This window comes from Nostoc sp. (assembly GCF_036917415.1).
Taxonomy (GTDB): Bacteria; Cyanobacteriota; Cyanobacteriia; order Cyanobacteriales; family Nostocaceae; genus Nostoc.
Window position 1 is genome coordinate 113,288 of sequence record NZ_JBALDJ010000073.1, and the last position, 26,987, is coordinate 140,274.

The window sequence follows — 26,987 nt, forward strand, 5'->3', positions numbered from 1 at the left end:
CAAAGAAGCAGAGGGGCTTTCTTGAAGGGAGCAGGGGGGAGAACCCCATACTTAAAAGGGGCTTCAAGCAACGATGCCTTGTATCACGCTCTTGCGTTCTCGATACAAATTTTTCTTCTTTAGGACTTACGCAAAAACCCTCTCAAACTCTCCTTTCTCCGTGATCTCTGCGGCCTCTGTGGTTCGTTTTCCGTGACCTGTGCGTAAGTCCTATTCTTTTCCACGACTGAAGTCGGGGGCTTCAAACCATCTGGCAGGGTCAGAAGGAACTCTTTCCCCCTACTCCCTGCTCAAGAGCCTCTTTTGATAAAATGCGATGTCTACGACGGGCTACGCCTACACACAAAAAAACTGAGTTAGCAAAAGCTGATTTTTGGGCAAACTACTTTAAATAAGTAGCTGATTTATGAAGAGTTGATGAAGTATGAATACAGCAGTTGAGCCGATGGACAAGCTTTTGAACTATCAAATTAGCGAACAACTTTATGCAGGCTCTAGAACCTTAGTTTACCGTGCTATTCGAGAGGCGGATCGACTTCCGGTTGTCATCAAACTGCTCCAGCAAGAGTATCCCACCTTCAATGAACTGCTGCTATTCCGTAATCAGTACACTATTGCTAAAAATCTTGACCTACCCGGTATTGTTCGTCCCTACAGCCTGGAACCTTACCGCAACAGCTATGCTTTGGTGATGGAGGATTTTGGTGGTATTTCCCTCAGAGATTGGCTCAACAAAAAAATGGGAAGCAACCAATATACTTTGACAGAGTTTTTGGAAATTGCGATCGCTCTGAGCAATGTTCTTGACGGACTCTATCGCCATCGAGTTATCCACAAAGATATCAAGCCTGCCAACATCCTCATCAACCCGGAAACTAAGCAAGTCAAGTTGATTGACTTTAGTATTGCCTCTCTTTTACCCAGAGAAACCCAGGAAATTTACAGTCCCAATGTCTTAGAAGGTACTCTCGCCTACCTTTCCCCAGAACAAACCGGGCGGATGAATCGCGGAATTGACTATCGCAGTGATTACTATTCTCTTGGCGTTACCTTTTATGAATTGCTGGCTGGACACCTACCCTTTGAGTCTAGGGATTTGATGGAGTTGGTTCACTGTCATATTGCAAAGCTTCCAGAAAAATTAGGAGGTAGGGGGCAGGGGGCAGGGGACAGGGGGCAGGGGGCAGGAGGCAGGGGGCAGGGGGCAGGAGGCAGGGGGCAGGGGGCAGGGGGCAGGGGGCAGAAGGCAGGAGGCAGGGGGCAGGAGGCAGGGAGCAGGGAGCAGGGGGCAGGGGGCAAGGGGCAGGAGGCAAGGGGCAGGAGGGAAGAAGAAATTCCCGAAGTTCTTTGTGACATTGTAATGAAATTGATGGCGAAAAATGCTGAAGACCGCTATCAGAGTGCATTAGGGCTGAAATTTGATTTAAAAAAATGTTTGTCTCAATTGCAAGAAATTGGCTCGATTAAATCTTTTAAATTAGGTGAGCGGGATATTTGCGATCGCTTCATCATCCCAGAAAAGCTCTACGGTCGCCAAAGTGAAGTTCAAAGCTTATTGGATGCCTTTGAAAGAGTCAGCCAGGGAAGCACAGAAATTATGTTGGTAGCAGGCTTCTCTGGCATTGGCAAAACTGCTGTGGTGAACGAAGTCCACAAGCCAATTGTCCGACAACGAGGTTATTTCATTAAAGGTAAATTTGACCAATTCCAGCGCAATATCCCTTTCTCTGCCTTTGTGCAAGCTTTTCGAGACTTAATCGGGCAACTGCTGAGTGAAACTGACACCCAATTCGAGCAGTGGAAGTCCAAAATTCTCTCTGCTTTGGGTGAGAACGGACAAGTGATGATTGAGGTGATTCCAGAACTCGAAAGAATTATTGGTAAACAGCCTGCTGCACCGGAACTCTCTGGGAGTGCGGCACAAAATCGCTTCAATTTGCTGTTTTTGAAATTCACTCAAGTCTTGGCTGCACTAGAACATCCATTGGTAATTTTTATTGACGATCTGCAATGGGCAGATTCTGCTTCTTTAAAGTTAATGCACTTGTTGATGAGCGAAGTTGACATTGGCTATCTACTGTTAATTGGTGCTTATCGAGATAACGAAGTCAACCCAGTACACCCCCTGATGCTAACTTTAGAAGAGATTCGGAAGTTAGGCGCTACAGTCAATACAATTACCTTAGCTCCCCTCAATCAAACATCTGTCAATCATTTGGTTGCAGATACATTGAGTTGCACACTAGCATTAGCTGCACCGTTAGCAGAGTTGGTATTGAGCAAAACTAAAGGAAATCCTTTTTTCAGCACCCAGTTTCTAAAAGCGCTACATCAAGATCGACTAATTACATTTAATTTTGACGGTGGTTATTGGGAATGCGATATTGCTCAGGTGCGATCGCTAGCTCTTACCAATGATGTAGTAGAGTTCATGGCAATTCAGCTGGAAAAGTTGTCAGCAGAAACTCAAGAAGTTTTGAAATTAGCGGCTTGTGTAGGAAACTCTTTTGATTTAGCCACATTAGCGATTGTCTATGAACAGTCTGAGGCAACAACGGCAGATGAATTATGGAAAGCACTCCAAGAAGGATTTATCATTCCTACCAGTGATGTTTACAAGTTTTATCAACAGCATTCATTGGTAAATAGCCAGAATGACTATGGACAAATAACCATCAGCTACAAATTTCTTCACGATCGCATTCAGCAAGCTGCCTATTCACTAATTCCTGATAACCACAAGCAAGTTACTCACCTGCGCATTGGGCGTTTGCTGCAACAAGCCACGACTGCAAATGAACGTGATGAGAAAATTTTTGCGATCGTCAACCACCTCAATCAGGGGGCCGCTTTGATTAGCGATGAGCAGGAGCAACAGGAACTCGCGCAGTTAAACTTGGCGGCTGGGCATAAAGCCAAGGGTGCAACAGCTTACGCAGCAGCTTTAGACTATTTCAACACAGGTATTGCCATGCTAACGAGTAATTGCTGGCATAGCCAATACAATCTCGCCCTTATCTTGTATGAAGGAGCAACAGAATCAGCTTACCTCTGCACCGATTTTGAACAGATGGAACAGTTAGCTGAGATAGTACTGAATCATGCCCAATCCTGGCTGGAACGGGTAAATATCTACAGTATTAAAATCCAGGCTTGCATGGCACAACATCAGCAGCTAGAAGCCTTGCAATTAGCGCGAAAAATACTCAAGCATCTGGGAGTGTATTTGCCGGAACGACCCACCCCAGCAGACATCGAACAGGCACTGCGGCACACCCAAACCTTGCTCAATGGCAGGTCAATCGAATCTTTACTGGAATTACCCCAAATGACCGCACCGGAGAAAAAAGCGGCAATGGTTATTTTATCCAGCATTATTTCTGCTGCCTATCAAGCTGCCCCTGAGCTTTTGCCCCTGGTGATCTTTGCCGAGTTCGATTTATCAGTAGAATACGGCAATGCTCCCGAATCGACTCATGGCTATGTAATGTATGGGTTGACTTTGGTTGCCATATTGGGAGATATTGACGCAGGCTATCGGTTTGGGCAATTGGGGGTGAATCTCCTGCAACGCATCCATGCCCCCAAGTTAACCGCTAAAACCATTTTTGCCTTTAACTGCTTCCTCAGACATTGGCAAGAACCTGCAAAATATACCCTGGAAGGATATTTACAAGCCTACTTCAGTGGGCTAGAAACAGGTGACATTGAGTATGTCGCTCTCAGCCTGATGTGTTATTGCTACACAGCTTACTGGAGTGGTCAGGAACTATCTGCCTTAAGACAAACGATAGAAGCTCATCGCCAGGTCATTCAGCAATTGTGCCAGGATAGTTGTCTCTACACACAAAGTATTTATCATCAGATTGTAGTCAATCTGTTGGAGGTTGCGGCTGAACCTGAGCGGTTGCTTGGCGAATACTGCTATGAGGATGAAATAATTCAGCTTTACCTCAAAACGAATCACGGAGCAGGACTATATCAGGTTTATTTCGAGAAACTGTTCCTCTCCTATCTGTTCCAGCACTATGAACAAGCTCTACAAAACGCCAAACTGGCAGAACCATATTTGGGTGCAGTCACCGGACTAGTGCTAGTTCCTATCTTCTATTTCTACGATGCACTAGTTCGATTAGCGGTTTATCCAGATGCCAGTGAGACAGACCAAATCAGCATTATACAGAGGGTGACAGCCCATCAAGAAAAACTCAGCATCTGGGCGGCTCATGCACCAAGCAATCAGGCTCACCGCCATGCTTTAGTTGTCGCAGAAAAATGTCGAGTCTTGGGGGTGAAAGCAGAGGCAATTGAATATTACGATCGCGCCATTGCGAAAGCTAAAGAAAATGAATACCTCAACGAAGAAGCTCTCGCCAATGAGCTTGCAGCCAAGTTTTATTTAGAATGGGGCAAAGAACGTATTGCTCAAGAGTATTTGATTAATGCTTACTATTGCTACACACGCTGGGGTGCTAAAGCCAAAGTCGATGATTTAGAACAACGTTATCCACAACTGTTAGCTCCTATCTTACAACAGAAGCGTTCGCTACTTACACCCAATGAGACGATCGCAAATATTGATAGCATTACTACCTTCCACCCAAGCATTAATAAATCAGTAACATCTAGCAGCAATACATCAGTAATGCTAGATTTGGCAACAGTTTTAAAAGCCTCTCAGACTCTTTCGAGTGAAATTGAACTGGAAAAATTACTTACGAAGCTGCTGCAAGTAGTGATTGAAAATGCTGGAGCAGATAAGTGTGCGTTACTACTGCTCAAAGAAGAGAGATTGGTCGTTGAGGCGACTGCTCAAGTTGGCCAGCAATCAACGGTGTTACAGTCTATTTTTGTGGAAGATAGTGCAGACGTTCCCCATAACCTAATTTACGCCGTCAAACGCAGCCTGCAACCTACCGTAATTCTTGATACAACATTGCATCCGGTGCTGATAGCCGATCCCTACATTATTCGTCAGCAACCCAAAAGTTTGCTATGTACGCCAATTTTGTATCAAGGGAAACTGTTAGGGATTTTGTATTTAGAAAACAATCTGATGACTGGAGCGTTTACTAGCGATCGCGTCGAAATTCTCAATCTATTATGCACTCAAGCTGCAATTTCCTTAGAAAACGCCAGACTTTATCAGCAAGCACAAAATACTCTAGAAAACTTGGGAAAGACGGAACAATTCTTGCGGTTAATTATCGAGAATATTCCCCAGTCTGTTTTCTGGAAAGACTGCAATAGTGTTTATTTAGGTTGTAACCATAACTTTACTCAAACTTGGGGTCTAGGAGTACCAGAAAATGTTATTGGTAAAACAGACTACGACCTTCCCTGGACTAGGGAGCAATCAGATTTTTTTGTAGCGCGCGATCGCCGCATCATGGAGTCTGGGGAACCGGAACTCAACATTATCGAAACTGTGCAGCAAGTAGATGGAAAACAAAAGTGGTCGAATACAAATAAAATTCCCTTAAAAGATAGAGAAGAAAAGGTTTTTGGTATCCTTAATACCTCTGAAGATATCACCGAACGCCAGGAAGCACAACAATTGCTGCAACAACAAAAACAACAATTAGAACAAGCATTACAAGAACTCCAAACAATGCAATTGCAATTAGTGCAAGGCGAAAAAATGTCTGCCCTTGGTAACTTGGTAGCAGGTGTTGCCCATGAAATAAACAATCCTGTCGGCTTCATTGCCGGTAACATTGAACCAGCCAAAGATTATGTTAAAGACTTGTTTGGACTAATTAATCTTTATCAGGAAAAGTTTCCCAATCCCGGCTCAGATATTCAAGATGAAATTGATGCCATCGACCTGAATTATTTACGCGAAGATTTACCTAAATTGCTGGACTCGATGAAATTGGGTGTTCACCGTATTCGTAGTATCAGTACCAGTTTGCGAACCTTCTCCAGAGCAGATAAGGATTATAAAGTTCCCTTTGATATTCACGAAGGCATTGATAGCACTATTCTGATTCTCAGACACCGTTTAAAAGCTAATGAAAACCGTCCAGCAATTGAGGTAGTGAAGAATTATGGCAAACTACCCCTAGTGGAATGCTTTGCTGGACAACTTAATCAGGTGTTTATGAACTTGTTAGCAAATGCCATTGATGCGCTTGAACAATACAATACAGAACGCAGTTTGGAAGCAATTCTTGCCAACCCCAATTGCATCACCATTCAAACTCGTGTAGCAAACTCTGGCCAGGATGTTTTGATTAAGATTGCTGATAACGGAGTAGGAATGTCACCGGAGGTTAAACAAAAAGTATTTGACCATTTGTTCACCACCAAGCCTGTCGGAAAAGGCACTGGATTAGGATTAGCGATCGCTCGTCAAATTGTGGTAGAAGCACATGGCGGTTCGCTCTCTTGTATTTCCGAATTTGGAAAAGGCACAGAGTTTGTCATTCAAATCTCTACTCAACAACAATAATAAGTGCTGAGTGCTGAGTGCTGAGTGCTGAGTTAAGTATCAATTAATCAGCACTTTTCATTTTCGCTATTTAAATTTTAGTTGGGAATAAAGTGACAATAATACTTAAATTATGCAAAAGCTGGTTAAAACTCAACCCTCTACGGTATGCCATAACCAACAAAAATTACTACTCATTGAAATAGCGATAGCGATACTTCCTATTGTTATCAATTGTGGTAATTCTGTCTATTAGCATTAGCGCCACAGCTATCACAAATCGCAAAGTTTTGCTCAAGGGCGATCGCACTAATTCATATTTCTATTCTGCAACGCCGAAAAGTAAGTTGCACAATATGTCAATGTCTAAACCCGCATCTGTCGCAATGCATTAAACGCCTTACCTCGCAACCCAACTGGTAACAGCGATAATCCTAAACCAGTCCAAGCTTTAGCAGTTGAAAAAGACTGTCCCGCTAAAACTAGTTCTCTGCCTTGTTGTGTTTCACCCTTTTCAATTAAACGCAATCCTAATAATAGTTGCGTTTCAGTTAAACGATTTTTCCTAACTTTCTCTAATTTATCAGACTCAAACTTATAACTTTCTAAATACTGAATTTTATCAAATAAATAAGGAATAGCTCGATTAATACCTTGCTGCTCTGCATGAGAGCGATATTCCATCAATAATTCTGGTAAGTAATAGCCCTTTTTTCCAGCCAAAGCCAGACGCACAAATAAATCATTATCCTCACAATTTTGGAGATTTGGCTGCATATATCCTAATTCTTGCAATGTTTTTCGGCGAAATAATGTCGCCCCCACTTGAAAACTTTGCTGAATAAATACAACTTCCAACAAATTATTTACAACACCTACAGGTAAATTCTTCCTACCCCAGCGATGAGAATTTTCTTGAGTTTTTGTTTCATCCCGCATATTGTTAATATCAATTATCCAATGGTCTGTGCCAACAAAATCAATGCTATAGTCTTGAGTAAGAATAGTTGCTGTACTTGCGAGAAAATCGGGTGTTAGGCGGTCGTCATCATCAAATTTAATAAAATATTCACCACTGGCAGCATCAAAGCCAGAGCGCATATTATTACTTTTACCAATATTTTGCTGATGACGGATATATTTAATCCGGTTGTCTGTGTACTGTGACATCAACTCAGGCGTACCATCGCTAGAACCGTCATCACAAATAATTAGCTCAAAGTCTTGCTCAGACTGATTGAGTACACTGTCAATTGCGAAAGGCAGTAAATTAACTCGATTAAACGTGGGAATGGAAACACTAACTTTAGGCATTTTTGCAAAATGAGAGTGGAGATTGCTCACAAGCTAGCATAATGAGCAAGGCTGGGCAAAAGCTAAGTGTAAGAAATAGTTTGATTAATTTTATTCCAAAGTTTTTTGATAAATCGATTGCTTCTAGCCGCTATAGTGGGTGGCTTTAATTGCTTCGGTTTTTGCTCTGGTTGCTTCAGAAAGCGATAGTGTAAAAATTCATTTTTGTAACGAATATCAACATCTTCACCTTTACACAAGCGGGTAAATCCAATAGCAGAATAGCCCATATAGTGAAGGCGATGAATTGGTTTTAATCCCTGTTGGTTATAAAGAACATTATCAATATTCACAAATGGATTTGCATTAGCACAGTTGCCAGTTCTATCTTCCCCATCGGGACTGAGTGTAAAATTAAATAGTGGTCGAGCAATTCTGAAAGTCATGTAACTAAATAAATCTGCGTCACACCACCAAGCGATTTCGTTAATCCATTCAACTTCCTTATCTTCTATCAATCGCTTTTTGAGTATTTTTAATTCTTTAACGCCTAAAATACCCTTTTTTGAACCAAAAAAACTAGAACAGTGTATTTCTCGTCTAATTTCAGATTCAGGCAAAGACATTTTTTGTTCTAACTTCGGCAAGTCGAAAGCTGCAACTGAAGTTTGTTTTGTGTGTTCCCAGTCATCAAACACAAAGTCGTATTGGTCTAGTTTTTCTAAAACCTTGTCCAGCTTATTCATTGCCAAACTATCAGCATCATAAAATACAAATCTTTCAAACTCACCGTCAAAAGCAGACATTTTTCTGATTAAATTATTTTTTTTGTTCCATTCGATAGAATTTTTATTTTTTCGGCTATTTCTTGGGTAAGCGTTCCAAACTTGAATGGCAAAATCCTCCCATTTTTTGATCGAGCTTTTATCGTCAAACAGGGTGACATTAGGTCGAGAACGTATTTCCTGCTTAACTCGTTTTAAGCGGTCATCATAGGGAATAATACAAATCGGAATATCTGGACTAACATTCACCTCAATACTATTTAGCAAAGCTACTAGTTGGTCAAATACCACGTCATTAGCAAGTGTGTAAATCCCAAAATTATCCATTGTCATAAATTCTTTTGATCTTTGATTTACTGACTAAAGCCAATTCTCTGTGAAGCTGCACATCATTTCCACCGCTCCCAACCTTCCCGAACTCGCGGAAAGTGCCGCAGGTAGTGGGGTTATTTCTACACATCTTTATACAGAATTGGTCTAACGCGAATAATCCGATCGCTATTTTTTGACCGATTATTCTCAAATAATAATATACACATTTTCAACTTTATGCTGAAAATATCAAGATAAGGCAGCTTTTTTAGTCATTGCTTATACAAAAAGGTACTTATTTGCAGTTGCAGATGTGATTTTAATAATTGACATTTCCCATTCCCTATTCTCCATTGTCTCTAGAGCTTGCTTCTGAGAGTTGTCTATGATAGTTTGCTAACTAGTCTAAAGTACAGTAAATTTATCAAACTACCGTACTTTGGTGAACGCTATCGTTAATATAGCTGAAGGAGTGCAGAGTTAAGAGTACTTAAGTACTTTACCAAATGTATGACAAGTAAAAAAGCCACTCTTGCCGATTGAAAAGTAGATACCTGATATAAACCTGACTTTTTCATTCATCCAGAGAATTTTTGCTCGACCAAGCGCCTGCTGCGATCGCACTCAATAAAATCTCCAACTTAGTTTCCTGAACTTGGTAACGAGGATAGCACCCTACAATGAATATACGTATGCAAACTATTCACAACCGTAAAGTTAAAGGTGGAGGCTAAACGTTGGCACAATTCCAAGCAGAACCTCTGGCTTTATCAGGCTCTCAAAAAAATTGGGTCTTACTCGGTGTCGGACTTGGGGTATTCATGTCTACCCTGGATGTGGGGATCATTAATGTTGCTTTGCCCACATTGGTGAAAGCCTTTAACACCAGTTTTCCTACCACTCAATGGGCTGTATTGAGTTACCAGTTGGTCAGTTCCGGTTTAGTTTTGGGAGCAACCCGCTTGGGGGATATGTGGGGCAAGAAGTCCTTATACCAGGGGGGACTTGTTCTGTTTACTTTCAGTTCGCTGTTGTGTGGCTTTGCACCCGGTATCGAGTGGTTGATCGCCTTTCGGGCACTTCAAGGACTAGGTGCTGTGTTTATCTCTGGGCTTAGTTTGGCAATCATCACAGAAGTTTTTCCCTCTTCCGAACGAGGTCGGGCTGTTGGCATCATCGGTAGTGTAGTGTCACTGGGAATTGCTTTTGGCCCTTCTGCTGGTGGATTGCTCTTAAGCTGGTCAGGCTGGCATAGTATATTCTTCATCAATGTACCCTTGGGGATTATCGCTAGTTTTTTAATAGCTCGCGTGGTGCCACCTTCTGCACGCATTCAGGGCAAACAGAAATTTGACTTTTTGGGAGCCATATTAGCTTTATTGACTCTGGGTAGTTTTGGTTTAGGTATGACGCTAGGGCAAAGCCAGGGCTTTGGCAGTACCAATGCATTAGTATTATTAGCGATCGCCGCCGTAAGTTTCACGACTTTTTTGGTAGTTGAAGCGATTCTAAAGCAGCCACTACTAGAGCTAAAGCTGTTTCGCAATCTTCAGTTGAGTATGGGTTTGCTAAGTGGCTGGTTAGCATTCATTGTTATTGGCGGTTCGCTACTCATCGTCCCTTTCTTTCTAGAGAGCGTCAAGCATTATCCGACAGTAAAAGTAGGACTGTTACTAGCCGTATCGCCTGTACTAAGTGGGTTAATTGCCCCACTGGCTGGAATACTTTCAGACCGCTTTGGCGCTCGACTGATTAGTTCAATTGGGCTGGGGTTGATGATTGGCGGCTGTTTGGGGATTAGCACCTTTGATGTTCAAATTACTGAACTAGGCTATGTATCGCGTTATTTTATTTACGGCATTGGTCTGGGTTTATTTCAATCGCCCAACAACAGCACTGTTATGGGATCGGTACCGAGAGAACGGCTAGGGATTGCTTCTGGGCTGTTGTCTTTGTCACGTACCTCAGGAAACACCGTAGGAGTTTCTCTAATTGGGGCAGTATTTGGAGCCTTAATCGCTAGTATGTCTGCGGGTGCAGATGTATCTGTTGCCCCTCCTGATGCGATCGTTGCCGGGTTTCAAGGAACTTTTCGCTTTGCAGCCCTAATACTGAGTGGGGCAGCTGTTGCATCTGTTTTGAGGATCGGTAAGAGGTGGGGGAACAGGGGGGCAGAGGAGCAGAGAGAGAATTCCTAACTTTTGACAAATGACAAATGACAAATGCCCAATTATCAATTACCAAGAAGTTAAATAAATGACAGGTAAATTAGAAGGAAAAGTAGCAATTATCACTGGCGCATCAGCCGGAATTGGAGAAGCAACTGCGATCGCTTTGGCTTCAGTTGGAGCAACAGTAGTACTCGCTGCTAGGCGTGGCGATCGCATTCAGGCATTAGCAGAACGCATTGAAGCTAGTGGTGGCAAGGCATTGCCTATTGTCACCGATGTAACTGATGAAACTCAGGTAAATAACTTGGTGGCAAAGGCCAATGCAGAATTGGGAAGAGTCGATATCCTTGTGAATAATGCCGGGATTGCCTTGCTAGGAACTATCGAAGCTGGAAATAGCTCAGACTGGCGGCGATCGTTTGACCTCAACGTATTGGGACTTTTATATGCTACTCATGCTGTTTTACCTCTGTTGAAAGCACAAAAATCGGGGCATATAGTCAATATTTCCTCAGTGGCAGGCCGGACAGCGCGGGCAGGCATCGGTGTTTACAATGCTACCAAATGGGGTGTTAATGCCCTCTCGGAAGCATTGCGCCAAGAAGTCCACAAAGACAACATCCGCGTCACGATAATCGAACCTGGTTTGGTGGATACGGAAATTGACAACCAAATTACCGATCCCGTTGCCAAACAACGCATTCAAGAACGACGCAATTCAATTCAACCTCTGCAAAGCGAAGATATTGCAGCTGCGATCGTTTACGCCCTTACGCAACCGCCGCGCGTTAATGTCAACGAAATCCTCATCCGACCAACGGGACAAGAACACTAAAGCTAAAGGGCAGGCTTAACGGGCGTGCCCTTTTTTAGATAAGTAGTGTAAAATCATTTAACCCAATTCCAACATAAGTGATGAATCTTCAAAACTATGGATACTGTATTATTTGATATGGATGGTACTTTGCTGGATAGCGAACCGCTAAGTAATATTTTTCTAATCAAGTTTTGTAGGGAAATTGGCTTCGAGTTAACAGAAAATATCCTATAGGACTCATATTTAATTTTTGAAATATACGTAGGGTGCGTTACGCTACGCGATAACACAACGCCAGTCCGCTCAAGTCGGGAAACCCGCCCACGCGGCTGGCTCCCCTACACATACTTAGATTTTTTCATAAATCAAATCGGATTCCTATAGACAAATTTAGGGGTTCTGATGGTCGGACATTCTGGACGTATCTCAGCAGAGAATTTAATTTATCTCAGTCAATAGAAGAGTATGTATTGAGAGCAACATCGGATTTTGTTGAAGAGTTAAAAAATAACTCCAATCTTGCACCTATTGAGTTGAGGGAGTGAAAGAACTGATTGATGAACTTTTTTATTTTGGAGTGCCTTTAGCTCTGGCATTTTCAGCTTCTAGAATCAGAGTTAATATCATGTTCGGGTAAAGACTTATCATTTAGACCGCAGGGGGCAGGGGGAAAGAGGCTTTTGGGATTTTTGCACAGATGCGGTAATCATAAGTGATTAACCGGACTTGATATAACACAGTTTTAGAGTGCTTTAATATGCAAAATAAATTCAGTGTAAAAATGTCTGGTCAAGATGTTGAATGAGGTAAACCTAAACCAGATATCTTTTTATTAGCATCGGAAATGATGAATGTTAATCCTAATAAATGCGTTGTTATTGAAGACTCAGAAAATGGGATAAAAGCTGCTAAAAAAGCAGGTGTGAAATGCGTTAGCTTTGCTGAATTGAAACATAATAAGCAGAATTTATCAAGCGCAGATCTAATTTTGAGTGCTTACTCAGATGTGAATTTTTACAGCTTACAGCAATTATTCGACTGAGAAAGTTAGCTCTTACTTGAATCTTGCTAAGTATACTAAAAAATAAACCTATATATGGAAAGCTTTCAATTACTTTTGCTTTTCAAAAATCAAAGATAATTCCCCATTTAACATTTAGCATAATTATCTCACTTAGTATTTACTAAATCTTAGAAAGAATCGCTTGGGCCGCAGCTTCATCGGTAATTAGTCCTGTAATTAACTTGCCATGCAGAGCAGCCAAAATCGCCTCTGCCTTTCTCACACCGCCCGCTACACCAATAATGAGTCGATGAGCCGGTTGTTCAAGTGCTACACTGGCAACCCGGCTGTTTGTCCCTTGTTGTAGTAATACTCCACGATCGCTGTAAGCCCAAGCTGCAATTTCTCCTACTGCTCCCAGTTCAATCAATTCAGCCACCTCATCGTCATTGATGAAGCCGTCTTGATGTAACGGAGCATTCCAGGCAATGTGACTAATTCCGACAAAGGTTGCTTTGGCTTGCTCTGCAAGAGTTTTGACGGCGATAAACGATCGCTGAGTCTGCAAGAGTTCTCGTTCTTCAATGCTAGTTGCAACAACGGGAGTCGGCACTGGGTAGGCTTGGGAACCGACGCGATCGGATAAATGCATGACTACTTCGTGACGACCTGCACGCCCAGAGTGGGACATATTGCCAATAATTGACACAATTTTATGCTGGGGTTGGTTCATTGAGGGTATCTGCTCTACCATTGTTCGCAATGTGCGACCTGATGACAACGCCAGTATGGTTGGGGTTTTAGCCATCAGGTAAGCCTCTAGGTGAGTGACAGCACATACACCAATTCCGTATAATGTATCACCACTACCTGCGTCAGTTGGTACTACTTCACAAAGTGACAGAGCAAAGCGATCGCGTAACGACTCAGCCAGAGCAATGCATTCACTCAGGGGATGATCGAGTCGAAATTTAATCAATTTTTCACTGACTGCCAGTGCTACTAAGCGTTGTGCAGCTTGCCGGGACACATTGAGCTTGGCGGCAATTTCTTCTTGCGTATTGCCGGCGATGTAATAGAGCCAAGCAGCATGAGCAGCCAGGTCTAATTTGCGAGACCGAAAGGGCAAGCCAGCTTTGCTGGCATCGCGCCGCTCCAAAAAAGGTTGTCCCATATACTACCTGCAAAAATTATGTATCTATCAAAGGCATAGCTAGATTATTTCGAGTATATGCCCAAAGATATAAGTTTTGCTCAATTCTTTTTAAAATTCTATTCTCCCCCAGTCACCTCCAAGTTAAACCCAGTAATGTAGCTTGCCTCATCGCTCATCAAAAACGCTACTCCATTTGCTACCTCTTCCAGACTTCCTAAACGCCGCATTGGCACTGAATCAATCATCTGTTGTTCAACCACCTTGGGATCGGCATCAAAGTATTGTGACCCTACTGCTGCTTGTAATTCGGTTTGCCGCGTCCACATAAAACCAGGGCCAATCAACGCAGGGGAGAGTGCATTTACTCGGATGCCGTAAGGAGCCAAGTCTTTCGCTGCCGTTTGAGTAATACCAATGACAGCAAACTTAGAAGCGGCATAAGCCAACATATTTGGTGGTCCAACCACCCCTGCATAACTCGCCATGTTAACGATTGCGCCTCCACCTGCATCGCGTAGTTGCTGTGCAGCCGCCTTGAGAACGTGAAAAACGCCGACAACGTTAATGTGGATCACCTTTTGAAAGTCGTCTTCAGGATATTCGTCAGTCTTAGCAAACACTCCTTGATAACCCGCATTATTAAATACATAGTCGATCCGCCCAAGCTGCTTTACAGCGCTAGTAAAAGCTTTGGCAACATCATCACTAGCTGTAACATCACAGCGAAACGTGCCAATTGGAACGTTGTACTCTTTTAGTTCCCCAGCCACATCTGCCATCTTCGGTTCATTCAAATCTAGCAGGGCTATTCCTGCGCCATTAGCAGCAAAACGGTGTGCAGTTGCCTTGCCAATATCTCCTGCACCACCAGTAATTAAGATCGTCTTACCTGCAAACTGATAAGTTGCTTTTGCCGTCATAGATTTAACCTCTTATTGAAGAATTGTTGCAAATGGTCGTGATAGAAATCAGATTGGTATGATTTCTATTATTGAGCTTTTGCCCAAAATTAGAGCATAAAATCAAAAATTTATTTTGTTCGGTTTTTTACTTTAAAGGAGTTATGCGATGCGTATTCGCCGCTTCGCTAAAGTGCTGGTTGCATTTCTCGCTGGAGTGATGCTGGTGCAACTGCTATATGCTTGTTCACCGCGAACGCAAGCCGCCCAGAAAACTAGACTAACGATCGCCACAGTTAATAATGGTGACATGGTGGTGATGCAAGGGCTTTCTCGCAAATTTGAGTCAGCTAATCCTGATATTCAACTCCGATGGGTTGTGCTGGAAGAAAATGTGTTGCGCCAACGCACAACTACAGATGTTGCAAGCCTTGGTGGGCAGTTTGATGTCATGACCATCGGTTCCAAAAACATCAAAATCACCAGAAGCCGCGCAAAAGTTTGTTGCTTGGGCAACATCAAAGGAATACATTCAACTAGTTGCTAAGGAAAATGGCTGGGTTGCTGTACCACCAGGGACTCGGAATTCCACATATCAAAATCCCAATTATCAAAAAGCTGCACCCTTTGCTGAAATCGTGCTGGGAGCAATCCAATCTGCCGATGTTACCCGTCCATCTGCACAACCAACTCCTTATAAGGGAGTTCAATACGTTGACATTCCAGAATTTCAGGCGATCGGTACTTCAGTCGGGCAAACCTTGGCGGCGGCGTTAACCAATCGGACTTCGGTAGACCAAGCGTTGCAGCGATCGCAGAAATCAACTGAACGCTTTATGAAACATACGGGTTATATCGAATGAAAAGAATTCCTTCTGTGTCTCTGTGGTTAAAAAGTCATTAATTAATTTAACCGCAGAGGCGCAGAGAACACAGAGTAAATGCTCACCCACAAAACTAAAACTTTCACAATCTAAAATCTAAAATTCTATTAGGTTATGTCTTCTTCATTAGCGGTAAAACCTCAATCCGAAACGCCACCACCCACTAAGCAACGGACTACGCGGCAAGTGTCAACCTTACCTCTGGTTGCGCCTTCGGTCGTTGTCCTATTGCTGTGGATGATTGTACCTCTGGTGATGACTGTATGGTTTTCCTTTCAACGGTATAACTTGTTGAATCCAGATGCACGCAAATTCATCGGGATTGAAAATTTCACGTTCATCCTCGGTGACTCAGCTTTATGGACATCGATCGCCATCACAATCATTCTGGTTGTTTCTGTTTTAGCAATCACAATTGGTCTGGGCACACTCCTGGCAGTACTATTTGACCAAGACTTTTATGGTCGTGGAGTGGCGCGGGTGCTGGCAATCTCCCCATTTTTCGTTATGCCCACAGTTAGCGCCCTAATCTGGAAAAATATGCTGATGCATCCAGTAAATGGGCTGTTTGCTCAAATTACCAGAGGCTTGGGTTTAGGGGCAATTGATTGGTTTGCCAGCGTTCCCCTACTTGCCATTATTATTATTGTTTCTTGGGAATGGCTGCCCTTTGCTTTGCTGATTTTATTGACAGCTATTCAGTCACTCGATCGCGATCAGTTAGAAGCAGCGCGGATGGATGGTGCAAATGCGATCGCTCTATTTCGTTTCGTTATGCTACCCCATCTGAGCCGCGCCATTTCTGTGGTTGCGATGATCGAGACAATTTTCTTCCTCACCATCTTTGCCGAAATCTTTGTCACCACAGGCGGCGGGCCGGGACTTGCAACCACTAACCTGGCCTATTACATCTTCTTAAAAGCCTTGCTGGAATTCGATGTCGGCGGTGCTTCTGCTGGTGGATTAATTGCTGTAATCCTTGCCAACATTGTGGCAATCTTTTTGATGCGTAGTGTTGCTCGTAATTTGGATACCTAACAATGGCACGTAAAACCTCGAAAATTTGGCTATGGACATTCCTCGGCTGGCTTGCCGCTTGCATCTTGTTTTTCCCGATTTTCTGGATGTTTCTCACCAGTTTCAAGACGGAAGTAGCAGCAGTTTCAACTCCCCCTCAGTTGTTTTTCCGCCCGACATTCGAGAACTATATTGCCATCCAAGATCGGGCAAATTATTTCAATTATGCGTTTAACAGCGTAGTGATTTCCCTGGGCTCGACTATAGTCGCGCTACTGCTTGCTGTACCTGCTGCATACGCAATGGCATTCTTCCCAACGAAACGAACCAAAGGCACTTTACTCTGGATGCTGTCCACTAAAATGCTGCCACCTGTGGGTGTGCTAGTACCAATCTACATTTTGTGTCGCAACGCGGGGTTATTGGATACTCACATCGGTTTGATTATCATTTATACCCTGATTAATTTGCCAATCGTCGTTTGGATGATTTATAGCTTTTTTAAAGAAGTTCCTAAAGAAATTCTCGAAGCCGATCGCATGGATGGAGCAACTACTCAGCAAGAACTTGTTCATGTCTTGCTACCATTGGCAGTCCCCGGAATTGCATCCACAGCTTTGCTTTCGATTATTTTGTCATGGAACGAAGCATTTTGGAGCTTGAACTTGACAACGGCAGATGCCGCCCCACTCACAGCCTTTATTGCTTCCTTTTCCAGCCCTCAAGGATTATTCTGGGCAAAACTTTCGGCAGCATCAACACTAGCGATCGCACCCATCCTCATCTTTGGTTGGCTGAGTCAACGGCAATTAGTCCGAGGTCTGACCTTTGGCGCAGTGAAATAAAGAACTTCCAAATATAAAAAATCTTTCCAAACTGACGCAAAAATCCTCTCTATTACTCCTCTCTCCGTGTTCTCTGCGTCTCTGTGGTTCGTAATTTATTTCTGTGGAAATCCTAAATGAACGCAGAAGGCATTAGGCCACACTCTTACATCTTCTCTGCTTGATAAAACAACTTAAACCCCTTAATCGAAACAATTTTATGTCAACAGTTGCTTTAAGAAATATCCATAAAACCTACGCCGACACAGAGATCATCAAAGGCATCGATCTTGACGTGAGCGATCGCGAGTTTGTCGTCTTCGTCGGCCCCTCCGGTTGTGGAAAATCAACCTTACTCCGCATGATTGCTGGATTAGAAGAAATTTCCTCCGGCGATCTACTTATTGATGGACAAAAAGTCAACGATGTGCCACCCGATAAACGCGGTTTGGCAATGGTGTTTCAAACCTACGCCTTATATCCTCACATGACTGTGGCAGAGAATATGGCATTTAGCCTCCGGCTTGCGGGTATGCAAAAAGCCCAGCGCTACGAAAGGGCACGTGAAGTCGCTCGTATCCTGCAACTAGAGCCGCTTTTGAACCGCAAGCCCAAAGAACTATCAGGAGGACAACGCCAACGGGTAGCGATCGGTCGTGCTTTGGTGCGTAATCCCAAAGTATTTTTGTTTGATGAGCCACTGTCTAACCTGGATGCTTCTTTGCGGGTGCAGATGCGGATCGAACTTGCTAGTTTACATGACAGCCTGCAAGCCACGATGATTTATGTTACCCACGATCAAGTTGAGGCAATGACCCTTGCCGACAAAATTGTGGTATTGCAGGGCGGCATCATCGAACAAGTAGGTTCTCCTCTGGAACTGTACCATCATCCTTGCAATCTATTCGTCGCCGGATTTATTGGTTCACCAAAAATGAACTTTATCTCGGTGACAGTTTCAGCTGTCAATGACTCTGGGGCAACAGTCAGACTCCCTGGTGACGCAACCGTGATGATTCCGGTGAAACCTAAAACCCTGTCAGTTGGGGATAGAGCAACATTAGGGATTCGTCCCGAACATCTGCGTCTCGATCAAAGTAACCCAAGCGTGAATGGCGAAGTATTAGTCGTAGAACGATTAGGCGGAGAAACCTTTCTCTACATCAAAATTGCGGGTGGCGAAACTATAGTTGTGCAAACAGATGGAGATAATCCAGCCATTATGCACGATTATGTTCCGATTTACATTAATGGTGAGCTTTGCCATTTGTTCGATCGCGACGGTGAAGCCATTCCCAAAGTTCATCGTCACCACTTAACCCAGAATGAATCCCATGAACAGCAATATCAGCACAGACTCAGCAATCAAGCTGAATGAAGCATCTCTGTCTCGTTTAGGAAATAACGTTCGCGTACCCAATTACGATCGCCATGAAATTACTAACGGCATTGTCCATATCGGTGTGGGCGGGTTCCATCGCGCACATCAGGCATTATACCTGGATAATTACTTTCATCAAAATCCCGGTAGTGAATGGGGAATCTGCGGGGTTGGGCTACTGGAATTCGACAAACGAATGCGGGATGCACTGAATTCACAAGATTGTTTATATACCTTAGTTGAAAGATCCCCAGAAGGCGATCGCGCTCGTGTAATTGGAGCAATTACAGAATATTTGTTTGCCCCAGATAACCGCCAAGCAGCGATCAACACCTTAGCAGATCCTAAATGCCGCATCGTTACCCTCACCATTACCGAAGGAGGCTACTACTATATTGAAGGTAGTGGTGAATTTGATGCGAATCACCAGACTATCCAGTACGATTTGCAGCATCCTAACGAGCCAATTGGAGTATATGGCTTTTTGACAGCAGCCCTCGATCGTCGCCGTCAACTGGGAATAGCACCATTTACTGTGTTGTCCTGCGACAATCTCCAAGGTAACGGTAACATTGCCCGCAAAATGTTAACTGCATTTGCCCAAATGCAGAACCCAGAGTTGGGAAGTTGGGTAGCCGAAAGGGTTGCTTTTCCTAACTGCATGGTCGATCGCATTACCCCCGCCACAACCCCAGCCGATATCAAAATGGTGGCGGAACAGTTTAACATCGATGATGCCTTTCCAGTTGTTGCCGAACCGTTTCTTCAGTGGGTAGTCGAAGACAATTTCAGCGCAGGTAGACCTGATTGGGAATCTGTTGGCGTGCAGATGACTAATGATGTTCATCCCTACGAAATGATGAAAATTCGGCTATTGAACGCCAGTCACTTGTTGATTGGCTATCTCGGCACTTTGGCAGGCTACACCTACGTTCATGAGGTGATGGCAGATCCGTTAATTCGGCAAGCCGTCGATAATTTGATGGCAGAAGTTACGCCCACACTCCAACCTGTATCGGGGATTGATTTGGACGATTATAAAAAGACCTTAATTGAACGCTTTGCCAATCCTAAGATTCGCGACCAACTGCCGCGTCTGTGCCTCAATAGCTCTGCCAAAATGCCAAAATTTGTTTTAGGCTCAGTTCGTGACGCACTACGCAAAAATGTGGCGATTGATTACATGAGCTTAACGGTTGCTGCTTGGTTCCGTTACCTGAATGGATACGATGACCAAGGTAACTCCATCCCAATTGATGACCCAATAGCAGGTACTTTGACTCAACTAGCTCATTCTAGTGGTTCCGATGCCAAACCATTGCTCAACCTGACTGAGATTTTTGGCGATTTATCGCAGTCGCCTTTTGCCGATGCAGTTGCGAACCATTTACGCAAATTGTATGAGTTTGGAGCTAAAGAAACATTAATCCGATTCTTAGAGAAAACTTAATTAGAGATGAAAATCGCAACCTGTCATAAAATTCCTTTCTAACTTCTTGTCTCTGTGTTCTCTGTGCCTCTGCGGTTCGATAAATTAAACCACAGAGGCGCAGAGGTCGCAGAGAGAAAATATATAGAGCGTATAACTTGGGAGGGGCAATTGACTGACATTGTAGTTGGCTTAGACTTGGGTACAGGAGGAGTGAGGGCGATCGCAGTCGATCTGCAAGGGCAAATTATCGCTCAAGCAACCAGAAGCTATCCCCTGTTAACTCCACAACCCGGTTGGACGGAACAGAACTCATCGGATTGGGTGGAAGCCAGTTTGGATGCTCTGTTCGATGTTACTCAACAGCTAGACGGATACCGAGCGATTGCCCTCGGTTTGTCTGGACAAATGCATGGTATGGTTGCTCTCGACGCAAAGGGCAAAGCGATTAGACCGGCAATTTTGTGGAATGACCAGCGCACAGGTAAAGCTGTTGTTGAGATTGAAGCCGCTATTCCCCGGCAGGAATTAATCCAACGCACTGGAAATCCGGCAATTACTGGTTTTCAACTGCCGAAGCTTCTCTGGTTGCGGACTGAAGAACCACAAGCATACACTCGGTTGTGGCGGATTCTTTTACCAAAAGATTATCTCGGATATGTGCTAACTGGCGAACCATTTACAGAACCATCAGATGCTTCTGGTGTAGGCTGTTTGAACTTAGCAAATCGGCAATGGGATACAGATATTCTCCATGCTCTCGATATCAACCCCGCGTTATTCCCCCCAGTCATCGAATCTACCGCGATCGCCGGACGACTCAAACCAGAAATAGCTACCCGCGTGGGACTACCTGTGGGATTACCTGTAATTGCAGGTGGAGGTGACAATGCAGCAGCAGCCATCGGTTTGGGCATCTCATCGAGCAACCTCAATCGGGGTAGCTTGAGTATTGGCACATCGGGAGTTATTTTTGCACCGTGCGATCGCCCAATTCCCGATCCCGAAGGTCGGGTGCATTTGTTCTGTCATGTTGATGGCGGCTATCATCTACTGGGAGTGACGCTGGCGGCTGGTGGTTCTCTGCGTTGGTATCGAGATACATTTGCACCGCATATATCCTACACCGATTTGATGGATATGGCAGAGCGATCGCAGCCTGGTGCGCGTGGTGTTCTATTTCTACCCCACCTCACAGGAGAACGCAGTCCTCACCTCGATCCAGATACTCGCGGTGCTTTCGTGAATCTGTCATTAGCTCATACCCAGGCAGATATCATTCGTGCTGTTCTGGAGGGGGTTGCATTTAGCTTGCGTTCAGCGTTGGAAGTCATCAGTGCGATCACTCCCATCGATCAACTCTTAGCAACCGGTGGAGGCGCACGTTCTCACATCTGGTTACAAATTTTGGCAGATGTTTTGCAAACAAAACTCATTGCTCCCAAAGCCGAAGAAGGAGCCGCTTACGGAGCAGCTATTTTAGCAATGGTGGGGATTGGTGTTTACCCCAATTTAGAAACTGCACTCAAGATTTTACCGCAGGATAGTAATGTAGTACAGGCGCAGACAAATACTTTGTATGAAGCAGGGTTTAACCGCTACAAGCTGCTTTACGATACCTTGAAAGCTGTTCGTTGAGCATTAAATTATCTTACAGTTACCCTGAACTAGGGACTTCCAGAAAATAAATTAACGTGAGTTCGACGGATAGAAAAGCCCAAAAAGCCCGCTAGATGGGAATTGGCTTAACTGGGGAGGTGAAGTGCGATCGCTTACAACAAAAGGCTGGAGTCAAAATAAGTCGAGCCACAATGGGGAGAATCACCCAAAAGCTAAAGTGGTAGCCGCTAAAATTTACCCAGCCAGAAGTATCTCATTTGATCAAAGGAGAGTTTCAGGGAAACCATTGCGTAGCACTGGCTCCCCTTGAAAGAGAGGGTTGTAATGGTTACTTCTGCTGATGCTGAGATCTAGACTGCATCACAGGCACTAACACTTGCAGCAAAACTGCGATCGCCCCAATCACAGTAGCAACAGCTCCAATGACGATCGCAGTTGCCAAAATGATCTCAGTGGGGCTAGTACCGTATTGCATCCAAGCAGAAGGTGACTCAACAGGATTCGGGGTTGCAACAACGCCCTGAATAGATTGATGGATAGGATTCGCACTTTGAGTAGTGATTGAGGTATTTGGCATCGGGTTTCTCCTTTGAGTGATATCAATTTGCCGATGAAGTTACCTTAGATGATTCACTCAGGAAGTTTTGGGACAGTTTGGGGTAGATAAAAAGTTCCCGATTTTGTCTGAAGTTTGTAGAAACCGCGAAGTACTTTAGTAAGATGTTAGTAGCTTTTGCTATGTGCATAGTAAATGAGTGAAAGACGCGATCGCGGTGTTCTAGCAACGGAAGAAGGTGTTGAGAGGCTAAGGCAAGCGTTGGCATCCAAGCGCAATTGTGAGGCTAGATCCTGGAGAAAGCTTGACCTAGCTATTGAGTCTGGTGTGGATGAGCGGACTGTTAGGCGGTTTCTCAACCGAGAGCAACCTGTTGATGAAAACACAGCAAGAGCGATCTGCCAAGCGTTAGGAGTAGAGTTTAGAGAAATTATAGAGTTTAATTCACCATATCCATTAACGGACAAAACCGGACAGCCACAAAGCAATCCCTTTGTTTACGGTACGCCTGTCCCTCCTAATCGCTTCTATGGACGGAAACGGGTGATCGCAGATGTGAAGAACCGCATTGGAGCCTTAAGTGGCCAGAGCATCAATATTGTGGGGTTCCGTCGCAGTGGCAAAAGTTCTTTGTTGCGCTATATCAAAGAACGTCCAGAGGAGTTTTGCTTAACCGGACAAAATCCACTCATTGTTTCACTGGATTTGCAAAACCATCGATATCACAGTCCAGAAGGAATAATCGAAGGACTCCGGCACGAAATTGCTAAACTTACCGGAACAGTACCTTGGTCAAATACAGACAATACCAATCCCTACGAGGTTGATAATGGACTAACGGCTCTCCGTAAAAAGGGATATCGTTTAATTGTGATGCTGGATGAACTGGAGAGAATTGGACAACGATTGGAGCAGTTTCAGGATTGGGGGGAAGACTGGCGAGCAAAAGCGTCAGACGATTTGTTTGCACTAGTGATTGCTAGTAAGCGATCGCTAAGTGAAGTTTACAACCAATTCAATCTCACTTCACCATTTAGTAATATTTTCAGCAAAACAGTTCTCGGTGTTCTAGAAAAAGACGCTTGGCAGCAATTAGTTTGTGATGGGTTTGCACCTAAGAAAGTGCCTCCAGAAAACCTTGACTGGCTTGATGATTTAACAGGTGGGTTTCCTCACTATGTCCAGATGGCGGCTTCGCTATTATGGCAGTATGAAAATCCTGAGCAGGCAAAAACTGAATTTATTTTTCAAGCAACAGACCGCTTTCAAGAACTCTGGCAGAATTTAGAAGAACCAGAACGCCAAGCCTTGCGATTTGCAGCAGAAATGGCGGGATTTATGAAACCCACTGCGGCGATGAGTGATCGCTTGCAACGATATGGGTTATTGCGGTCTGATGGTAAATTATTTAGTACCGCTTTTGCTGATTTTGTACGGAGGCAGTAATGATACGGTTTTTACGAGAAACTTGGGAACTGTTCTACTGGTCGCTGTACTGTCCTTCTAAGCTTCAGCAACGAATGAATAAGTGGACAACTTATAGAGAAACGAAAAAAGACGGACAGGGACTATTAGATACCTCTGCAATGAGTATTCTGATGTCTAATAGTCGGTTTATTGCCCAATATTTTTTATTTGCTACTTGTCTGAGCTTGTCTCTTCTGCCACTACTTATAAATAACAATCAAACTTTAAACAATTGGCTGTTATTACCTTTATCCATAGCAGGTAGTTTTGGATTAAGCTTTTGGTTGCTACCCGCTGGAATTGGCTGGTGTTTACCTATATTAATTGCCTTGATTTACTGGTATCAGCCTACAATTTATGCTGAGACAGTCGAGCGCACTGTAGCCATTGTATCTACTTTCACTTCTTCAATTCTCACCCCACTCATCACTTGGGGTTCCTTGTTGTTTAAAATCCATTTTGGATTTGCAATACAAAAAGTATTTGGCAGAACACTTGCGATAAATTTACCTCTAATTATTTACTTTATTTACCTGCTATTTTTATTTAACTTGTTTGGTGTTGTATTCAGAATTGTAATTGGTGTAGGGCTAGGCGTAGGGCTAGGGGCAATATTCGGTGGATTACTCTCTGTATTCTATGCAATAGTGGTTAGCCTACCAACTGGGATAGTAGGTGGCGTGATCGGCGGTGCAATAGACAAAATGACAGGTGGTATTGTAGGTGGTACGGTATTAGGTGGCATTGTCGGAGTTGTAGCGGGTGGTGCGCTCATACTTGTCTTAAACAACGGTAGTAACAATGACGATCAAAGCAATAGTGCAAAAGAAAGTAGTAATCAAGGAAGTGGCTGGCCAGTCAGTTTTTTAACAGGGAGAATGATCGGGAGTGGCATTGCAGCAGGCTTAGGGACGAGTACCATAGCAGGCATTGTGGGAGGTGTTATGGCAAGTATCATTAGCTTACCTTTACCTATTTTTCTGATTGCCTGCGGTTTGATTGCATTTTGCCTCGCTTCTATAAGATACAAGTGGTTAGGTGTGATCGTTGCAGGAGTGTTGGTTATTTTCGGTTTTCAGAGTTTTGGTATTCAGGCATTTCTCGTCATTCCTGTGACGTTAGGAACCTACTATCGTCTCTTGCCTGATTATTTTGTTTTAGCTCTAATTAGTTTGATTTGTTCAAATCGATTCTTCAAACTCTTGAGACTCAATCTGCTGAACTGGTTAAAATCTTTACCTCCATACACTACTGAACTACTCTGGCTACCTCTTCCTAACCATGCTTATCTTCTAGCTAATGCTTTTCGTGTTCATGCAGCTGTAGGTTTGGATATTTTTCAACAGTTGCAAGCCTTGTCTATACCAGGAGCTAAACTCACTGTTCAAAAAGCTCTGCCCAAAATCGTGGCAGATCAATTAGCAGTAGTTAATGACATTCCAGAACTAGTTGCGACAGCTAACCTAGAGCATCCCTTACTTCCCCTACTCATCCCCTCGTTTTATCAACCTGAACCTGATGTAGATCAACTGCCACAACAAAACTCGTCACTGATTCCTGAACTTTCTGTCCTGTTTCCTCGCCTGCAACAAACGGCTAACGATGTGCAGGCTGCCTCCACTGCTGGAAGTGCAGCACTTCGAGAACGAGGTTTGGAACGGATTCTCAATGAATTAACTAGGCTGCAAGTTCAGTTACCAGGATTAGGTTTTAAACTAGGAACAATTAAGCGCTGGCAGCCTGTAATTGAACGCTGGCAGTGTATTCTGCAACTCGAAATCGAACAACAACAAAGACTATCTCAAGGAGAATTACTCAATCCCTTTCAGTTCGGCAATCCGTTACGGACAGAACGATCGCATCTCTTCAAAGGACGAAGAGCGTTTGTAGACCATGTATATCGCCTCGTGTTAGATCGCAACCGTCCCACGCTAGTACTACATGGCCCCCGTCGTTGTGGCAAAACCTCTTTCCTACTCAACTTGCCTCGTCTGCTACCCAGTGACTTACTACCCGTCTACCTCGACTTGCAACGAGCAGGCATTAGCAACAGCGATGGCGATTTTTGCTACGGTCTAGTTCAGGCAATTCACCGAGATACTCGTAGCCAAGGACTGAGGCTTCCTGCTATTCCCAAACGCTTAGATTTCTATCAGAATCCTTACCCCACCCTAGAAGACTGGTTAGATGAAGCATTGTCCGACATAGGCGATCGCCGCCTGCTCCTCAACCTAGATGAGTTTGAAAAAATCGGCACTGCTATTGAGCAAGGACGCATCAGCCTACGCCTATTTGACGAACTGCGGAGTCTAATTCAGCACAACGACAAACTCGGCTTCCTCTTCTCCGGCGTGCAAACTCTCAACGAACTCGGCCCCAACTGGAGCAGCTATTTCATCAGCGTTGTTCCGATTGAAATGCTCTATTTGCAACCAGCCGAAGCCGAAGACCTACTCAGAAATCCTGATCCAGAATTTGCCCTCCGCTACGATACAAGCATGATCGAAAAAATTCTCCAGATCACCCGCTGCCAACCCTATCTTCTCCAACTCCTTGGCTCCACCCTTGTCACCCAAGCAAACCTTCAGCAAACTCAACTCGCTACTATTGACTTACTCCAAGCGGCAATTCAAGATGGTTTTACGTCAGGAGAACCTTATTTCACTAACATCTGGACAGAATTTACAGGCATCACCTCAGAAGAAATTGCCGCAGGTCAGGCGTTACTTGTTGCTCTAGCACAGGGTCATTCAGTAGTTATGAACGAGAAAACCCAAGCAGCTCGCAAACGCCTACTGCGCTACCACGTCATTGAGCATACCGATCAAGGCGATGGCATCGAAATCCCTCTGTTCGAGCAATGGGTAAGAGAACGCGCCATCTCTACTTGAAAAAAAGGTAATGGCTCAAACGTGTAGGTAATACCAAGTTGCAATCAGA

General features: G+C 43.9%; 17 protein-coding genes and 1 pseudogene. 13 read left to right on the plus strand and 5 right to left on the minus strand.

What is annotated here, in order from left to right; translation table 11 throughout:
• Positions 1-424 precede the first annotated feature (424 nt).
• A complete protein-coding gene (locus V7K41_RS14845; RefSeq protein WP_334849265.1) occupies positions 425-6,454 on the plus strand; it encodes a trifunctional serine/threonine-protein kinase/ATP-binding protein/sensor histidine kinase in 6,030 nt (2,009 codons plus the stop codon).
• Positions 6,455-6,799: 345 nt separating this feature from the next.
• Here the strand turns inward: V7K41_RS14845 and V7K41_RS14850 are convergent, their stop codons facing one another.
• A complete protein-coding gene (locus V7K41_RS14850) occupies positions 6,800-7,747 on the minus strand; it encodes a glycosyltransferase family 2 protein (RefSeq protein WP_334849266.1) in 948 nt (315 codons plus the stop codon).
• Between the two features lie 62 nt (positions 7,748-7,809).
• Positions 7,810-8,844 carry an Npun_R2821/Npun_R2822 family protein gene (locus V7K41_RS14855; protein ID WP_334849268.1) on the minus strand — a complete coding sequence of 345 codons (1,035 nt, stop codon included), beginning with the start codon at positions 8,842-8,844 and terminating at the stop codon, positions 7,810-7,812.
• Between the two features lie 716 nt (positions 8,845-9,560).
• Here V7K41_RS14855 and V7K41_RS14860 point away from each other — a divergent pair.
• The 3 genes and pseudogenes from V7K41_RS14860 to V7K41_RS14870 form a co-directional block, all read left to right on the plus strand.
• Positions 9,561-11,021 (plus strand): DHA2 family efflux MFS transporter permease subunit, encoded by a 1,461-nt coding sequence (locus V7K41_RS14860; protein ID WP_334849270.1) that lies wholly within the window; start codon positions 9,561-9,563, stop codon positions 11,019-11,021.
• Positions 11,022-11,079: 58 nt separating this feature from the next.
• Positions 11,080-11,829, plus strand: coding sequence for an SDR family NAD(P)-dependent oxidoreductase (locus tag V7K41_RS14865; RefSeq protein ID WP_334849272.1), 750 nt, complete (start codon positions 11,080-11,082; stop codon positions 11,827-11,829).
• Positions 11,830-12,628: 799 nt separating this feature from the next.
• A pseudogene (locus V7K41_RS14870) lies at positions 12,629-12,853 on the plus strand (HAD family hydrolase); the annotation flags it as partial.
• A gap of 142 nt (positions 12,854-12,995) precedes the next feature.
• Here the strand turns inward: V7K41_RS14870 and V7K41_RS14875 are convergent.
• A complete protein-coding gene (locus V7K41_RS14875; RefSeq protein ID WP_334849274.1) occupies positions 12,996-13,988 on the minus strand; it encodes a sugar-binding transcriptional regulator in 993 nt (330 codons plus the stop codon).
• Positions 13,989-14,086: 98 nt separating this feature from the next.
• Positions 14,087-14,890 carry an SDR family NAD(P)-dependent oxidoreductase gene (locus V7K41_RS14880; protein WP_334849276.1) on the minus strand — a complete coding sequence of 268 codons (804 nt, stop codon included), beginning with the start codon at positions 14,888-14,890 and terminating at the stop codon, positions 14,087-14,089.
• 148 nt (positions 14,891-15,038) lie between these two features.
• On the opposite strand from V7K41_RS14880, the gene V7K41_RS14885 reads away from it, so the two are divergent.
• The 7 genes from V7K41_RS14885 (at position 15,039) to xylB (ending at position 22,042) form a co-directional block, all read left to right on the plus strand.
• Entirely contained in the window at positions 15,039-15,416 is a 378-nt protein-coding gene (locus V7K41_RS14885) for a hypothetical protein (RefSeq protein WP_334849277.1), read from the plus strand.
• A 91-nt stretch (positions 15,417-15,507) separates the two neighbouring features.
• A complete protein-coding gene (locus V7K41_RS14890) occupies positions 15,508-15,732 on the plus strand; it encodes a hypothetical protein (protein WP_334849279.1) in 225 nt (74 codons plus the stop codon).
• Between the two features lie 135 nt (positions 15,733-15,867).
• Entirely contained in the window at positions 15,868-16,791 is a 924-nt protein-coding gene (locus tag V7K41_RS14895; RefSeq protein WP_334849281.1) for a carbohydrate ABC transporter permease, read from the plus strand.
• A gap of 2 nt (positions 16,792-16,793) precedes the next feature.
• Positions 16,794-17,615: a carbohydrate ABC transporter permease gene (locus tag V7K41_RS14900; RefSeq protein WP_334849283.1), complete on the plus strand. Its 822-nt coding sequence runs from the start codon at positions 16,794-16,796 to the stop codon at positions 17,613-17,615.
• Positions 17,616-17,814: 199 nt separating this feature from the next.
• Positions 17,815-18,972, plus strand: a complete 1,158-nt coding sequence (locus V7K41_RS14905) for an ABC transporter ATP-binding protein (RefSeq protein ID WP_334849285.1) — start codon at positions 17,815-17,817, stop codon at positions 18,970-18,972.
• Positions 18,929-20,425: a mannitol dehydrogenase family protein gene (locus V7K41_RS14910; RefSeq protein ID WP_334849287.1), complete on the plus strand. Its 1,497-nt coding sequence runs from the start codon at positions 18,929-18,931 to the stop codon at positions 20,423-20,425. The genes V7K41_RS14905 and V7K41_RS14910 overlap by 44 nt, the downstream gene beginning before the upstream one ends.
• 150 nt (positions 20,426-20,575) lie before the next feature.
• Positions 20,576-22,042, plus strand: a complete 1,467-nt coding sequence (gene xylB / locus V7K41_RS14915; RefSeq protein WP_334849288.1) for a xylulokinase — start codon at positions 20,576-20,578, stop codon at positions 22,040-22,042.
• Between the two features lie 310 nt (positions 22,043-22,352).
• On the opposite strand, the gene V7K41_RS14920 is transcribed toward xylB, so the two are convergent.
• Positions 22,353-22,601, minus strand: a complete 249-nt coding sequence (locus tag V7K41_RS14920; protein ID WP_334849289.1) for a hypothetical protein — start codon at positions 22,599-22,601, stop codon at positions 22,353-22,355.
• 174 nt (positions 22,602-22,775) lie between these two features.
• Between V7K41_RS14920 and V7K41_RS14925 the strand changes: the two genes are divergently transcribed.
• Positions 22,776-24,026 (plus strand): helix-turn-helix domain-containing protein, encoded by a 1,251-nt coding sequence (locus tag V7K41_RS14925; protein WP_334849291.1) that lies wholly within the window; start codon positions 22,776-22,778, stop codon positions 24,024-24,026.
• Positions 24,026-26,938, plus strand: a complete 2,913-nt coding sequence (locus V7K41_RS14930; protein WP_334849293.1) for an AAA family ATPase — start codon at positions 24,026-24,028, stop codon at positions 26,936-26,938. Before V7K41_RS14925 ends, V7K41_RS14930 begins: the two co-directional genes overlap by 1 nt.
• Positions 26,939-26,987 lie beyond the last annotated feature (49 nt).